At 67.9% G+C, this 14,511-nt stretch carries 12 protein-coding genes; 1 reads left to right on the forward strand and 11 read right to left on the reverse strand.

Annotated elements, in window-relative coordinates; genetic code table 11:
* Positions 1-42: 42 nt before the first annotated feature.
* From GBA63_RS07275 to GBA63_RS07305, 7 genes are all read right to left on the reverse strand, one after another.
* A complete protein-coding gene (locus GBA63_RS07275; RefSeq protein ID WP_166174808.1) occupies positions 43-399 on the reverse strand; it encodes a hypothetical protein in 357 nt (118 codons plus the stop codon).
* A 210-nt stretch (positions 400-609) separates the two neighbouring features.
* On the reverse strand, positions 610-1,848 hold the full coding sequence (hutI, locus tag GBA63_RS07280) for an imidazolonepropionase (protein WP_166174810.1): 1,239 nt from the start codon (positions 1,846-1,848) through the stop codon (positions 610-612).
* Positions 1,841-3,079 carry a formimidoylglutamate deiminase gene (locus tag GBA63_RS07285; RefSeq protein WP_166174812.1) on the reverse strand — a complete coding sequence of 413 codons (1,239 nt, stop codon included), beginning with the start codon at positions 3,077-3,079 and terminating at the stop codon, positions 1,841-1,843. Before GBA63_RS07285 ends, hutI begins: the two co-directional genes overlap by 8 nt.
* Before the next feature lie 94 nt (positions 3,080-3,173).
* Positions 3,174-4,841 (reverse strand): urocanate hydratase, encoded by a 1,668-nt coding sequence (gene hutU, locus GBA63_RS07290; protein ID WP_166174814.1) that lies wholly within the window; start codon positions 4,839-4,841, stop codon positions 3,174-3,176.
* On the reverse strand, positions 4,838-6,355 hold the full coding sequence (gene hutH / locus GBA63_RS07295) for a histidine ammonia-lyase (RefSeq protein WP_266096310.1): 1,518 nt from the start codon (positions 6,353-6,355) through the stop codon (positions 4,838-4,840). Before hutH ends, hutU begins: the two co-directional genes overlap by 4 nt.
* Positions 6,356-6,387: 32 nt before the next feature.
* Positions 6,388-7,611, reverse strand: a complete 1,224-nt coding sequence (locus GBA63_RS07300) for a Zn-dependent hydrolase (RefSeq protein WP_166174818.1) — start codon at positions 7,609-7,611, stop codon at positions 6,388-6,390.
* Between the two features lie 2 nt (positions 7,612-7,613).
* Complete coding sequence (locus tag GBA63_RS07305) at positions 7,614-8,459, reverse strand: MurR/RpiR family transcriptional regulator (protein WP_228282356.1); 846 nt, start codon at positions 8,457-8,459, stop codon at positions 7,614-7,616.
* Between the two features lie 116 nt (positions 8,460-8,575).
* Between GBA63_RS07305 and GBA63_RS07310 the strand changes: the two genes are divergently transcribed.
* Positions 8,576-10,150 carry an HAL/PAL/TAL family ammonia-lyase gene (locus GBA63_RS07310; protein WP_166174820.1) on the forward strand — a complete coding sequence of 525 codons (1,575 nt, stop codon included), beginning with the start codon at positions 8,576-8,578 and terminating at the stop codon, positions 10,148-10,150.
* A 142-nt stretch (positions 10,151-10,292) separates the two neighbouring features.
* Here GBA63_RS07310 and GBA63_RS07315 read toward each other — a convergent pair whose 3' ends face one another.
* The 4 genes from GBA63_RS07315 to GBA63_RS07330 form a co-directional block, all read right to left on the reverse strand.
* A complete protein-coding gene (locus GBA63_RS07315; protein WP_166174822.1) occupies positions 10,293-11,018 on the reverse strand; it encodes an alpha/beta hydrolase family protein in 726 nt (241 codons plus the stop codon).
* Between the two features lie 133 nt (positions 11,019-11,151).
* Positions 11,152-12,060 (reverse strand): glycine betaine ABC transporter substrate-binding protein, encoded by a 909-nt coding sequence (locus tag GBA63_RS07320; protein ID WP_166174824.1) that lies wholly within the window; start codon positions 12,058-12,060, stop codon positions 11,152-11,154.
* Between the two features lie 113 nt (positions 12,061-12,173).
* A complete protein-coding gene (locus GBA63_RS07325) occupies positions 12,174-13,139 on the reverse strand; it encodes an ABC transporter permease (protein ID WP_166174826.1) in 966 nt (321 codons plus the stop codon).
* Positions 13,140-13,141: 2 nt separating this feature from the next.
* The gene (locus GBA63_RS07330) at positions 13,142-14,338 is read right to left on the reverse strand and encodes a quaternary amine ABC transporter ATP-binding protein (RefSeq protein WP_166174828.1); all 1,197 of its coding nucleotides are present in this window, start codon (positions 14,336-14,338) and stop codon (positions 13,142-13,144) included.
* Positions 14,339-14,511 lie beyond the last annotated feature (173 nt).

The following is a 14,511-nucleotide window of genomic DNA, read 5'->3' on the forward strand; positions in this document are numbered from 1 at the left end:
GTTGGGGGGGTGGGTTATGAGCCCGGGGGGTGATTGCGGTTCTTACAGGTGCGGTTTGGCCGTGTCCATCTGGCCCGTTTTTTCGAAGGCCTGGCGCAGGAGGGCGCGGCCTTCCTCGCGTTCCTCGTCGGAGCGGGCCTTTTGTTCAACCGTGCGGATCGACTCCTCGATGGAATCTTCCTGGAAGGTGATGTCCGGCAGGGCGATCACGACCTCCCGGATCTGGCGAAATACGAAGTCAGGCTCCCCGGCGTACGACCAGCCCTTGCGGGCGAGGACCCACGCCCAGCCCTTCATCCGGATGGTGTTCTCGATGTCCTCGTCTTCGAGGCCGTACATCTCGATCCGAAGTCTATGTTCCGTTATGAGCTCGGGCTTTATGCGTACCGTCGTTGCCATGGAGCTAGTGTATAGCAATTCAGCCCGGCGCTCCGCGCCTCGTCAGCTTGTCAGCAAGTCATTTGTACACGTTGCGTCTCCCGGCACCCGAACCCCTGCGCAAAGCGCGCCCCGGTCCCGCCCCGCGCGGCAAGAAGCTGACAGGCTGAGAGCGGAGGCCATAGGCCGAAGCGTGCTGACGAGCGGAGCCCGGAGGGCGCAGCGGGCTGACTAGCTGACAAGCCGGCCGGCTTTTATCGTCGCCGCGAAACGGTCTCCGCCGAGGTGGTAGGCGAGGTAACGCCAGTCCGGGGCGTCGAGGACGAGGACGTCGGCCTTGTAGCCGGGGGCCAGGCGCCCCACGTCTGGGAGATCGAGTACGTGGGCCGCGTTCGCCGTGCAGGCCGTCAGGGATTCGGCGGGGGAGAGGCCGAGGCGGGTGCAGGCGAGGTTCATGGCGAGCGGGAGGGACTCGGTGAAGGAGCTTCCGGGGTTGAAGTCCGTGGCGAGCGCGAGGATGGCGCCTTCGTCGGCGAGCCGACGGGCGGGGGGAAGGGGGAGGTCCAGGAAGAGGCCGCACGCAGGGAGGAGGACCGCGGCCACGTTGCTTTTCGCCAGCAGCCGGACGCCGGCATCGCCCGTGTTTTCGAGGTGGTCCACGCTGCGGGCGCCGAGCTCTATCGCCAGAGGGATGGCGCCGCGCTCGGAGAACTGGTCCGCGTGCAACCGCGGGGCCAGACCGTGCTCCCGGCACGCCTCAAGGTAACGCCGCGCCTCGGGGACCTCAAACGAGCCCCGCTCCAGGAAGACGTCGGCCTGGCGGGCCAGCGTGGCGGCCTCGGGGAGCGCCGACCGGACCACGAACCCGACGTACTCGGCGGCGGTGTCGAACTCCGGCGGCACCGTGTGGGCGCCGAGGAAGGTGGGGGAGACGTCGATGAAGCTCCCTTTCGCGGCGTTCGTGATTGCCTTGAGGGATTTGATCTCGGTCTCCGCGTCGAGCCCGTAGCCGGACTTTGCCTCCGCGGTCGTGGTGCCGTGTTCCAGCATCCAGGCCAGGTGCCGCCGCACCGCGGCGGTAAGCTCCTCCTCGCTCCCCCGGCGGGTCGCTTCCACGGTCGAGAGGATGCCGCCGCCGGAGGCGTGGATCTCCTCGTACGAAGCCCCGCCCGACCGCAACTCGAACTCCGCCGCCCGGTCCCCGAGAAAGGCCGGGTGGGCGTGGCAATCCACCAAACCGGGCAAGGCGACCTTCCCACGCCCGTCCATCGTCTCGCAATCCGGTCTGGGCGGATAGTCCCGCAGCACCTCATCCGGCGCTCCCACGGCCAAGACGCGATCTCCGGCGATCGCCACGGAGGCGGGAGAGTGGACCTGCAACCCTCCCAGGTCCCGCCCGCGAAGCGGCCCGCTCCCTCGCGGCGACACGGCCGCCGCGAGGTCGTGGACAAAGAGCGTGGTTTCAGCCATCGCCGAACACCTTCCGTCCGGCCACCCACGTCCCCGCCACGACGGCGCTTCCCGCCCCAAAGACGAGCGCGGACGGCAGCGCTTCGGGCTCTACGTCCGCCACCGCCGGATGCGTCAGGTCGATCTCGATAAAGTCAGCCGCCACGCCCGGCTCCAACGCCTCCCGCCCCCAGCCCGCCCGCAGGAGCCACGGCGTCGGCGAAAGCTCCCCTGATGGCACGAGGACGTTTCTGCTTCCACAGAGCCTCCGCGCGTTCGTCTCTATCTCCCTCAGCTCCTCGAAAGGATCCAGCCGAACGTGCGAGTCGGACCCGATGGAGAGCGGGATGCCGCGCCCCACGATGCCATCCGCCGGCAAGAACCCGTCCCCCAAATTGCCCTCCGTCGTGGGACACGCGCAGATCGTGGAGCCGCGTTCGGAGATGAGGTCTAGCTCGCGGGCGTCCGCGTGCGTGGCGTGGACGACGGTCGCGCGCGGGCCGAGAAACCCGGTCTCCGCCAGAAGCTCGACGGGCCTCATCCCGTGCTCCCGTACGCACTCCTCGACCTCACGCGGCTGCTCGTCCGCGTGGGCGTGGAGGGGCAGGCCGTTGGCGTTGGCATACTCCGCGATCCCCTCCAGCCACCCGCGCGGCACCGCCCGCACGCTGTGCGCCGCCACCCCGATGTCTACGAAACGAAGGCCTTTTGCCCGGTCCCTCAAAGAGTCCACCCTTGCCAGGAAATCTTCGAGGTCGGGGTCTCGAAAACGTGGCAGGCCGCCCCGGGCGTAGGCCACTGGGAGCAGCAGCAGCCCGATACCGACGTCCTCGGCCGCGGAGATCAGGGCCTTAGCCAGCGCGTTCGGGTCCTCGTACGGCGTACCGTCCGGGCGGTGGTGTACGTAGTGGAACTCCGTCACGCTCGTGTACCCGGCCGACAGCATCTCCGCGTAACACCGCCGCCCGGCCTCCCGCATCGAATCAGGGTCCGATCCCTCGGCCAGCGCGTACATCCGCTCCCGCCACGTCCAGAAATCGTCGCGCGGGTGCCCCGAATCCACCCTCTCCACAAGACCCCGCAGCCCGCGCTGAAAGGCGTGGCTGTGGTCGTTCACGAACCCCGGCATCAAAGCCCGGCCGGCCAACCGCTCCCCCTCAGAAGCCGGCCCAACCCCAACCACGACCCCATCATCTACACCCACGCCGATACCGCCACGCGCCCCACGCGCGTCCACGATGAGATCCGGCACAAGCACCCTTTTCATGCGCCAATCCGCCGATCTAGCTTGGCGGACATGCGTCCGTTACCAACCAAACCCGAAGCCTGATGGCCTATCCGAAACCTTACTCATCCATCATCGGCATCTGGATACCAAGTCGCCCGGCGGCGGCCCGCGCCGTTTCGTAGCCGGCGTCGGCGTGGCGGACCACTCCTATGCCGGGGTCGTTGAAGAGGACGCGGGCGAGCCTGGCGGCGCCCTCTTCGGTTCCGTCGGCGAGGACCTGGGCGCCGGCGTGGATGGAGCGGCCGATGCCGACGCCGCCGCCGTGGTGGACCGCCACCCAGCTCGCGCCGCCTGCGGTTGCGAGCAGGGCGTTCAGGACGGGCCAGTCGGCTATGGCGTCGGAGCCGTCTTTCATGGCCTCAGTCTCGCGGTAGGGTGAGGCGACGCTGCCCGTGTCGAGGTGGTCGCGGCCTATGATAATGGGGGCGCTTATGGTGCCTTCGGCGACTAGCTCGTTGAAGCGGAGGCCGGCGCGGTGGCGCTCGCCCGCGCCGAGCCAGCAGATGCGGGAGGGGAGGCCCTGGAAGTGGACCTTCTCGCGGGCCTCGGAGATCCAACGCGTCAGACGCTCGTTCTCGGGGAACAGATCCAGCATCGCGTCGTCGGTCGCGGCTATGTCTGCCGGATCTCCGGATAGCGCCGCCCACCGGAAAGGCCCCTTGCCCTCGCAGAACAGCGGCCTGATGTAGGCCGGAACGAAACCCGGATAGCTGTACGCTTTGCCGTAGCCGCCGAGCTTGGCCTCGCCGCGCAGGGAGTTGCCGTAATCGAAGACCTCGGCTCCGCGCTCCCCGAAGCCGACCATCGCCTCGCAGTGGACGGCCATCGAGCGGCGGGCCTCCTCGACGTAGCGGTCCGGGTTTGCCCCGCGCAGATCTGCGGCGGTGTCCAGGTCGTAGCCGGCCGGGACGTAGCCGACCAGCGGGTCGTGGGCCGAAGTCTGGTCCGTGACGACGTCGGGGACGAAGCCGCGGTTCAGGAGGGCCGGAAAGACTTCGGCCGCGTTGCCGAGGATGCCGATGGAGACGGGTTCACCGTTGCGTTTCGCTTCCTCGGCGCGGGAGACGGCGGCGTCGAGGTCGTCTACGCGTTCGTCGAGGTAGCGGTGTTCGATGCGGCGTTCGATCCTGGCCTCGTCCACCTCGACGCAGAGGGCGACCCCCTCGTTCATCGTTATGGCGAGTGGCTGAGCCCCGCCCATCCCCCCGAGGCCCGCGGTCAGGGAGATGCGTCCCTTAAGCGTGCCGCCGAAGCGTTTTTCGGCCACCGCCGCGAAGGTCTCGTAGGTGCCCTGGAGGATGCCCTGGGTGCCTATGTAGATCCAGGATCCCGCGGTCATCTGGCCGTACATCGTCAGGCCCGCTTTTTCGAGCTCCCTGAAGGTCTTCCAGTCGGCCCACTCGGGGACGAGGAGGGAGTTGGCGATCAGGACGCGCGGCGCCCACGGGTGCGTCCTGAAGACCGCCACGGGCTTCCCCGACTGGACGAGCAACGTCTCGTCGTTATCGAGGCCCTGGAGGGTCGAGACTATCGCCCAGAACGCCTCCCAACTTCTGGCCGCTTTCCCGGTCCCCCCGTAGACGACGAGGTCTTCCGGGCGTTCGGCTACATCGGGGTCGAGGTTGTTCATGAGCATCCTGAGGGCGGCCTCCTGGTGCCAGCCCTTGCAGGTGAGGTCCGTGCCCCTCGGGGCGCGGATGGTGGGTGCCTTCTCGACGCTCGTCACTGCTGCCTCCTTGCGGCTGGTGCGTTCGCGGCTTCTCTGGCGGCCTTCACGGCTTCTCCCGACTCGACGAGGTCCTGCATCGCCTTCAGGTCGGGGGCCAGGAAGCGGTCCCGGTCCGTGAAGGGGACGCGCTCCCTTATAGTTTTCAGGGCGGCGCGGGTGGCGGGGGCCGGCTCCAGCGGCGCGCGGAGCTCTATCGCCTGGGCGGCGCAGAGGAGTTCCGCGGCCAGGATGCGGGAGAGGTTGGTAAGGACCTGGCGCAGCTTGCGGGCGGCGCTCCAGCCCATCGAGTTGTGGTCTTCTTGCATGGCGGAGGTCGGAAGGGAGCCTGTGCTCGCCGGGTTCGCGAGGCGGCGGTTCTCTTCGGCGAGGGCGGCCGCGGTGTAGTGGGAGATCATGTACCCGGAGTTGACGCCCGGGTCGACCGCTAGAAACGCTGGCAGCCCCTGGGAGCGGGAGGGGTCGAGGAGGCGGTCGATCCTGCGCTCCGAGATCGCGCCCACCTCGGACGCCGCGATGGCGAGAAAGTCCAGCGGCAGGGCGAGAGGCTCCCCGTGGAAGTTGCCGGCGCTCTCGACCCGCCCGTCCGGCAACACCACGGGGTTGTCGGTCACGGAACTCAGCTCCCTCTCGGCGGCAAGCCTGGCGAACCCGAGGGTGTCGCGGGCCGCGCCGCAGACGACGGGGGCGCAGCGCAGGGAGTAGGCGTCCTGGACGAGGTGGCGGGAGGCCTTGTGGGAGGAGACGATCCCGCTCCCCGCGAGCATCCGGGCGATGTTGCCGGCGCTCTCGGCCTGTCCGGGATGGGGCCTTATGGCGTGGAGCTCCTCCTTGAAGACGCGGTCGGTCCCGAAGGCGCCCTCGACGCTCATGGCCGCCGCCAGGTCCGCCGCGTCGAGCAGGAGCCCGAGGTCTTCGAGGGCGAGGACGAGCATCGCCAGCATCCCGTCCGTGCCGTTTATGAGGGAGAGCCCCTCTTTCTCCCGCAGGACGAAGGGTTCGAGGCCCCGCTTCGAGAGCGCCTCCGCTGCGGGGACGGTTTCCCCGTCCTCGAGCGCCCAGCCTTCCCCGCAGAGGCACAGGCCGATGTGGGCGAGGGGGGCGAGGTCCCCGCTGGCGCCGAGCGAGCCGTGTTCCGGGACGGCTGGCACCACGCCCGAGTCGAGCATCGCGGCCAGGGCGTCGACCAGCTCCACCCGCACGCCCGAATAACCCATCGCCAGGGTCTTTACCCGGATCGCCATCATCCCGCGCACGACCTCGGGCTCTATAAACGGGCCGACCCCGGCCGCGTGGCTCCGCAGTAGCGACCTCTGCAGCTCGCGCCCGGCCTCGGGCGCGATGCGCGTGTTCGCCAGCGCCCCGAAGCCCGTGTTTACGCCGTAGACCGCGGTTCCCCCGTCGGTGATCCCCTCGACGTGTACCCGCGCCGCCCGCACACGCCCCCGTGCCTCCTCGTCGACTTTCACCGTCGCCCCGCGACGGGCGATCGCCACCACGGCCTCCGTGTCCATGCGGTCCACCCGAACCTCCCCGCCCGCGGACGTCATCGCAGGCCCCGAAGCATCACCGACGGCTCTCCTCGCGGGCTTTCCATCAACAGGCAAAGCACCCCCAGGGCCGCCTCCACGTCCTCTTCCGCGACCGCCTCCCCCGGCGCGTGGCTCACGCCGTTCTCGGAGGCCACGAAGAGGAGCGCTGACGGGACGACCGCGGCTAGGTGCTGGGCGTCGTGGCCGGCGAAGCTGACGCACCGGCCGCACCGGACCCCAAGCCGCGCGCACGCCTCCTCGACGGCGGCGACCATCGCCCCGTCCATCTCCGTCGGTTCGGATGCCGAGATCTGCCCTTCCTCCAGGTACACGCCGCGCCGATCCGCGGCTTTCCGCGCGCCGTCCAGCAACTCCTCCAGCAGACGCCGCGCCCCGCCGGGTCTCACGCCCCTGATGTCGACGCCGAGTTTCGCCGTGCCGGGGATGCTCGTGAGGGAGTTTGGGTGGATCTCCAGGGTGCCCACGGTCGCCGTCGTCTCCGGCGCGCAACGGCGGCCGAGTTCCTCGGCGAGCAGCACGGTCTCAGCCGCGGCGCAGAGGGCGTCGCGGCGTTCTGAGGCCGGGGTCTCCCCGGCGTGGGCGACCTCGCCGGAGAACCGCAGCCCGTGGCGGACGGGGCCTGCGATGGTCGTCGCAACCCCCAGGGAGAGCCCTTTGTCGCGCAGGGCGGCGCGCTGCTCTATGTGGACCTCGACGTGGGATGAGACCCTTTCGAGTGGGGCGCTTCGGAGACGCGGAAGGCCTCCCAGGGCGTCGAGGTACTCGGCGCGGGCCGTCAAGGCGTCGAGGCCGCCGGTGTCCCGAAGCCGTGAGAGATCTCCTTCCGAGAGCTTGCCCGTCATGGAGCGCGACCCGATGGTGCCCGCCCCGAAGCGCGAAGCCTCTTCGGCGGCGCACACGAGCACGCCCCGACCCCCGCCGGCCCTTGATGCGGCCTCGACGGCGAGCACGGTGCCCAAAGGTCCGTCGTACCTGCCCCCGCCGGGCACGGTGTCGACGTGCGAGCCGCTCGTGACGCAGGGCGCGTCGCCTGGCGGGAGGCACCAGAGGTTGCCGTGCGGGTCGACGCTCGGTTCGAGGCCCGCCTCGCGTGCCCAGGCGGCCACCAGCAGCATCGCCCGGGCCTCGGCCCGGGAGAACGCCGGGCGAGAGGCGCCGCCGTTCTTTCCCGGCGAGAGGGCGAAGAGCTCCTCGATGCGTCCGTGAACCCTTGCCAACGTCATTCGGCGAACCAGCCCAGGTTCTGGGCGCGTTGTTCGAAATCTTCGAGGTTGGCCTGCGCCCGCCGGGGGGCGGCGTCGGAGAGGGCTTCGATCAGGACCGTCGAGAGCGCCATCGCCGCGGTCTGCGAATCGAAGACGAGCCTCGTCCCCACTCCCGCCGGCAGCACGACCTCGGCGGCCCCGGATACCGGGCCGCCTACCCTGTCGCTCACGGCGGCGACCCGAAGCCCGAGCTCCCGCGCGTACTCCATCAACGCCAGGGTCTCCCTCGGATAACGGGGCAGCACGAAGCAGAGCGCCCACCCGGCGCCCGCGCGCCTCGCCTGGGCCAGGCGGTCCGTGCCGGCGCTCCCGCCGTCCGTGATGGTCCTGACGTCCGGGTGCAGCTTCTCCGCGAAGTACGAGAAGAACCCCGCGAGCGGCGCGCTCGCCCTCAAACCGACCACGACGAGCGGTACCGAGGAGGCGAGGTCCCGCCCCAGTTCAGCTATCTTCCCGTCGTCCTCCAGAGCCCCGCGCAAGGCGCGGAGGTTGGAGATCTCCTCGTCCACGGCCGCCTGGAACTTGTTGCCACCGGCCTCTTCTACCGTGCCGAGGACGACTCGACGAAGATCCTTCTGGAACTCCCCGTATCCCCCGTACCCGAGCGCGACCGCCAGCCGCGTTACCGTGGGCTGGCTGACCCCGGCCCTGGACGCGAGCTCCACGCTCGACAGGAACGGCGCCTCCCTCGGATGGTCGGCCACGTACCGCGCCACCCGCCGCTGCGTCGGCGAGAGCCTCCCCCCGTCGAAGAGCGCCGGCAACCGCTCCAGACCGTTCTCCATGGAAGACGAAGCCACCCTAGAATGCCGCCCTGTTCATGACCCCCCGCGTTTGCTAGACTGCATGAATAAAATTATACAGAACAAAGCGACGTGCGTAAAACAAAGAATTGTTAGATTCAGGAGAGTGGGGTTTGGACCCTCTATCTTTGGGTGGGGGCACGGTAGTTCTCACGGGCGACGACCTGTACATAGAGGAGGTCGTGCGGGTGGCGCGGCGGGGGGCGAGGGTCGCGGTCTCCGGGGAGGCTCTCGACCGGGTGCGGCGGGCGCGGGAGGTGGTCGAGCACGTGTTAGAGAGGGGTGACCCTGTCTACGGGATGAACACGGGCGTCGGGTCGCTCTCGCGTTACAGGGTGCCGTTCGAGCACCTGGAGCAGTTCTCCGCGACGCTCGTAAGCCGGCACACGACGCACCAGGGGGCCGAGGTAAGCCCTGAAATCGTGCGGGCGATGATGGTGACGCGCGTCAACGGGATGGCGAAGGGCGGGGTGGGGGTGAGGACCGAGCTTCTCGGGGCGTTCGTGGACGCGTTGAATGCTGGGGTGCATCCCGTCGTGCGGCTCGGGGGGTCGGTCGGGCAGGCGGACCTCGCGGAGATGGCCGAGATCGGGCAGGTCCTCATCGGCCGTGGCGAGGCCGACTACAGGGGCGAGCGCATGGGCGGGACCGCCGCGTTGAGAGCCGCGGGCCTCCAACCCATCCGATTAAAGGCCAAAGAGGGCCTCGCCCTCATAAGCGCCAACGGCATCACGATGGGCCACGGCTCGCTGGTCCTCTCCGACGTGGCCGACCTGCTCGACGTCTTCGACATAACGGCGGCCCTCTCGATGGAAGCCTTCGGGGCGAACCTCTCGACCGTGCACCCCGAGGCGGCCCGGCTACGGCCGCATCCCGGGCAGGCGCGGGCGGCGGACAGGCTGCGGGAGTTGCTCGCGGACAGCTATTTGTGGCGGCCTGGGGCCGCAAGAAACCTTCAGGACCCGCTCTCGTTCCGGTGCGTGCCGCAGACCCACGGGGCCAGCTACGACGCGCACGCGTACGCCAGGGGGACGATGGAGGTGGAGATCAACTCCGCCGGCGACAACCCACTCGTCCTCATAGAAGACAAGACGATCATCTCCGTCGGCAACTTCGACGTCGTCGCCCTCGCCGTCGCCTTCGACCTCCTCCGCGTGGCCGTAGCCCAGGTAGTCCACCTCGCCAACGAGCGCATCCAGAAGCACCTCTGGTCCCAGTTCTCCGGCCTCCCGACCGGCCTCGCCGCCCGCGACGGCGACGAGGGGCTGCGGCCCCTGGGTTACACCTCCGCCTCGCTCGCCGCGGAGGCGCGCGTGCTCGCCAACCCCGTCTCGCTCGACTACCGGGGCCAGATCGCCGAGGGCGTAGAAGACCACGCCAGCATGGCCCCCTTAGGCGTCCGCAAGACCGACGAGCTCGTGGACGTAGCCCGCCGCATCGCCGCCCTCGAGCTTACCGTCGCCACCCGCGCCGTGGATCTGCGCGGCCGTCCCCGCCTCGGCACCGGCAGTCGCGCGGCCTACGACCTCGTCTCCCGCTACGCCGCCACCGAGCCCGAAGAACACTGGCCCGACCTGGACGGCCTCACGCAAGCCATTGCCGGCGGACGGCTTATCGCGCACGTGGCCTCGGAAATCGGGTTGCTGGAACCAGTCTCGACGCCCGGAGACGCAGTAGGACCAGAATGAGTAGCTGTCAGCTATCAGCCAGTAGTCTCGAAGCGAGGTTCTACCTTCTATCGTGCCTCTCCTGCCAGGACTGACCGGGTGGCGGTTCACGCTGCGTCGGTACTCCGACCAGGGAGAAGCTGAAGGCTGATAGCTGACCGCTCTAGAGAAACCTTCCAAGCCACGAGAGCGTCTCCTCGATCCAGTACGCCCCGACCCTGTGGTCTTCGCCCGGCATGTCCACGAAGCGGAGGCGTTCTGGGGCGGCCGAGTAGTGGGGGACGAGGGTGTCGTAGAAGGAGCGGGCGTTGGGGTATGGGGCCGTGCGGTCCTCCGTGCCGTGCACGATCATGAGCGCCGTGGGGAAGCATAGTTCCGGTCTGGGGGAGTAGGCTGCCTCCTGGCGGATGGTGCTTTTGGGGCCCGGGGCGGTCGGCATCAGGGCGACGGAGACCTTGGGGGCGGGGGAGTGATGGCCGCACGAGACGGCCAATGCTACGGCGCCGCCCATGGAGGTGCCGATGACCCCGATGCGGGAGGGGTCAAGTTCCTCGCGGGAGGAGATCCAGTCAAAGACCTCGGCGGCTTCGCGCACCGTGACTTCGAGGACGTCGGTGAAGAGGCCGTCACGGTCGTCTGCGAGGCGCCTTTCGAAGTCCTGGGGGGCGCGTTCCCCGTGGAGGGCGGATTCGGGGAGTACGGCCGCGACGCCGGAGTCGGCCAGGGGTAGGGCGAGTCGGAGCAGGTCATCCGTATTGCGGCCGGAGAATCGGTGGTAGATCGTCACCACCGGCAACGGCGCTGTGGCCTCCACCGGCTGCACCGACACCAGAGGCACGCCACCGGCGAACCAGCGCTCGATCCTGTACGTTCCCCTGCCTCGAAGCATGAATCATAACCTCACGGGCCGACGCGCGTCAGCCAGGAATACCGGGCTCTTCCTCCCCAGACCTTCTCCCGAGAAGACGAGCGGGGGCTCCGCACGGGAGCCCCCACTACGAACGTACGCCGTTGTTCGAACCCTACTGTGCCTGTTTGGCGGCGTCTATCGCCGGCTTGACCACGTCGCGGTTCTGCTCCAGCCAGGCAGCGGCGCCCTTCACCGCGTCGTCGTCGGCGGCGAGGATCTCTTCCTCCAGCGAGTTCAGGTCGTCTTCGGTGAGGCTGATCTCGTTAAAGAAAGCGTAGGCCACGGGGTCGTCGGACTCGAGGTCCTCGTTGACGATGCTGGAGATCTTCGCCGGCTCGTCGAGGTTGCCCTGGGCGTTCTTGGGGTCTTCGAGGTACTTGAAGTCGTACCTGGTGTTCATCCAGTGCGGGGACCAGCCCATGAACACGAAGGGCTCCTTGTCCGGGTAGAGCCGGCTGACCTCGGAGAGCATCGCCGCGGTGCTGGAGGCCTCGAGTTCCAGGTCGAGGTTGTAGGCCGGGATCACGTCTTCCTCGGTCTTCTGCACGAGTATCGCGCCGGGCTCGATGCCGATGATCCTGTCGGCCCCGGACTCGTTGAGGTCCGCGATGCTGTTGGTGTCCTTCATGTAGCTCGGGACCGCGAGCCCGAAGGCCGTCTCGCCCTGGTACCACGGGTCGAGGTGCTCGACGTCGTTCTCGACCTTCGCGAGCAACTGCTCGTGGTTGGGCATCCACACGTCCTGGAAGGCGTCCACGTCGCCGCCGGCAACACCCTCGAAGACGAGGCCGAGGTCGAGCGTCTGAAGCTCCACTTCCTGGTAGCCCAGGTCTTCCTCCATGATTACCTTGGTCAAGCCGTTTATGGCGACGTTCTCCGTCCAGCCGATGTTTCCGAGGGTGAGCGTCTTGCTGGAGTTGTCACCCGAGGAGCCGCCGGATTGGGCCCCCCCGCAACCGGCAATCGCCAGCGCGACCACGAGCGCCAACAGAACCGCCAGCAAACTCTTGCTAATCTTCATGTCCTCGCCTTCATGTCGACTACACGTCTCGAACACGGCTATTGCGCGGTTCGATGGTGCTTAAAAGATACGTACGTTCGGGATGCCTTCCTGGATGCTCGACCCCCGAAGGTTCAATTACCAGATCCTCCATCGGACGAAGACCCCGCGCCGACGGACGCACCGGACACCGACCCGGGGTTCGATCTCTTACCCGAGAAGACCTTCGAGATACCGCCTCCTTTGTCCTTTGTTCTCTCCAGGCCGCGCGTGACGCGGTCGAGGATGATGGCGAGGATCACGATCCCCACCCCGCCCACCATCGCCTGCCCGACGTTGAGCTGGCCGAGACCTGCGACCACGATCTCGCCCAATCCTCCGAAGCCGACCAACCCGGCGATGACCGCCATCGAGAGCGAGAGCATGATGACCTGGTTGACCCCGGCCATAATGGACCGGAGCGAGAGCGGCAGCTCCACCTTCGACAGCGTCTGCCACGGCGTTGCCCCGAAGGCGTGGGCGGCCTCCACGGTCTCTTTTGGCACCTGCTGTATGCCCAGCATCGTCAGGCGGACGGCGGGCGGCGTGGCGAAGATGACCGTCGCGATCAGGGCCGGCGGGTTGCCGGTGCTTAGCAGCACCACCACGGGCACCAGGTAGACGAACGCCGGGAGCGTCTGCATCACGTCCAGAACGGGCCGGATGAACGTCTCGAAACCGCGGTTCTTGGCCGCTATTATTCCTATGGGTATACCGATAGCCAGCGACACGACCGTCGCCGCCAGGGTCAGCGCGAGCGTCTCCATAGACTGATCCCAGAGTCCGAGACCGACGATTAGCAAAAGTCCCAACACGGTGAAAACCCCGACCCGCCAGCCCGCAGCGACGAAAGCGACGACCGTCAAAATGGTGATCATGAGCAACTCGGGAGGCGCGGCCAACACGAACACCAGAGCCTCGACGAAGGTGTCCATGACGTCTTGAACGACGTCGAAGAACCCGTCGAACTTCTCCGTTACGTACTCCTCCGCGCTGTTTACCCAGCCTTCGAGCGGTATCCAGTCCTCCGGGATGATCTGGGCCTGCGACAGACGACCCATTCCTACCGCCTCTCCCCGTTGACCTCGCTTGGGTGGCGGCCTACGCCGCTGAAGCTCCCGGCGTCCTCGTCGTCCTGGTGTTCGGTGCTCGTGGTGAGGCCGGCGATGAGCGAGCCGCGCACTACCGCGCCTTCGAGGCGGCCTTCTTCGTTAGTGACGGCGACGGGCGCGTTCCCGTCGTCCACGAAGAGCGGCAGCACCTCGCGCAACGGGGTCCTCCGTCCGACCTTGCGGGGTCCCCTGTCGATGGCGGGCCTGAGTTCCCTCGCGTCCCGCTCGGCGAGCCTGGCGACCTCTTCGGCCTCGGCAATCCCTACGAGGCGCCGGTCTTCTTCCAGCACGAAGATGTGGGAGAGTCCCTCCTGCTTCATGCGCCGCAGGACTACCGTTGGGCCCTCGTTGGTGTAGGCGACGCTCTTGGGCTTCACCATGACGGTCTCGGCGGTGCGGACCTTGGCGTAGTCCACGTCTTCCACGAAGCGTTCGACGTACTCGTCGGCGGGCTCGCGCAGGATCTGCTCCGGGGTGCCCAACTGCACGATCTTGCCGTCCTTCATGATCGCAACCCGGTGGCCCAGCGTGAGCGCCTCGTCGAGGTCGTGGGTCACGAAGACGACCGTTCGCTGGATCTCGCCCTGGATCGAGAGGAACAGGTTCTGCATGTCGCGCCGGATCAGGGGGTCCAGCGCGCTGAACGGCTCGTCCATGAGCAAGACTTCCTGCTTGGTGGCCAGCGCGCGCGCGAGCCCGACCCTCTGCTGCATCCCGCCCGAGAGCTCTGTTATGAGCTTATCGCCCTGGCCCTGCAAACCGACCATGTCGAGGGTCTCCTCGGCGGCCTTGCGGCGCTCGCCTTTGGGCACACCCTGTATCTCCAGGCCGAAGGAGATGTTGTCGAGGACGGTCCGGTTCGGCAAGAGCCCGAAGTGCTGGAAGACCATCCCGATCTTTTTGCGCCGGACCTCTCTTAGCTGCTTGGAGGGCATCTTGGAGATGTGGTCCCCGTCGAGGTAGACGTCGCCCTCGGTCAGCTCGTTCAGGCCGTTGACGGCCCTGAGGATCGTGGACTTTCCGCTCCCGGAAAGGCCGATGATCACGAAGATCTCGCCCGGATAGACGTGAAAGGTGGCGTCGTAGGCGCCGATGGTGGACCCCGTCGCCTTCTCTACCTCCGCCTTGCTCTTCCCCTGCCGGCTCATCTCTAGCGCCTGCTGGGTCCGCCGCCCGAATACTATCGAGCAGTTCTCTACCCGAATGATCGGGTCGCGGTCACCTCTCCTGTTTTCCGTGGTGTCTCCTTTTTCTGCCTGCTACGTCTGGGGAAGGGCGGCTTGCGACCCGCACTTCTCCCGCCAGCCGAACTAGAAATGGT

Source organism: Rubrobacter tropicus (genome assembly GCF_011492945.1).
GTDB lineage: Bacteria > Actinomycetota > Rubrobacteria > Rubrobacterales > Rubrobacteraceae > Rubrobacter_D > Rubrobacter_D tropicus.

Coding starts and splice junctions, on each gene's coding strand:
- hutI (WP_166174810.1), bottom strand. CDS start 1,848: ATGGCTGAAACCACGCTCTTTGTCCACGACCTCGCGGCGGCCGTGTCG.
- GBA63_RS07330 (WP_166174828.1), bottom strand. CDS start 14,338: ATGAGCCGGCAGGGGAAGAGCAAGGCGGAGGTAGAGAAGGCGACGGGG.
- GBA63_RS07325 (WP_166174826.1), bottom strand. CDS start 13,139: ATGGGTCGTCTGTCGCAGGCCCAGATCATCCCGGAGGACTGGATACCG.
- GBA63_RS07320 (WP_166174824.1), bottom strand. CDS start 12,060: ATGAAGATTAGCAAGAGTTTGCTGGCGGTTCTGTTGGCGCTCGTGGTC.
- GBA63_RS07315 (WP_166174822.1), bottom strand. CDS start 11,018: ATGCTTCGAGGCAGGGGAACGTACAGGATCGAGCGCTGGTTCGCCGGT.
- GBA63_RS07275 (WP_166174808.1), bottom strand. CDS start 399: ATGGCAACGACGGTACGCATAAAGCCCGAGCTCATAACGGAACATAGA.
- hutH (WP_266096310.1), bottom strand. CDS start 6,355: ATGGACACGGAGGCCGTGGTGGCGATCGCCCGTCGCGGGGCGACGGTG.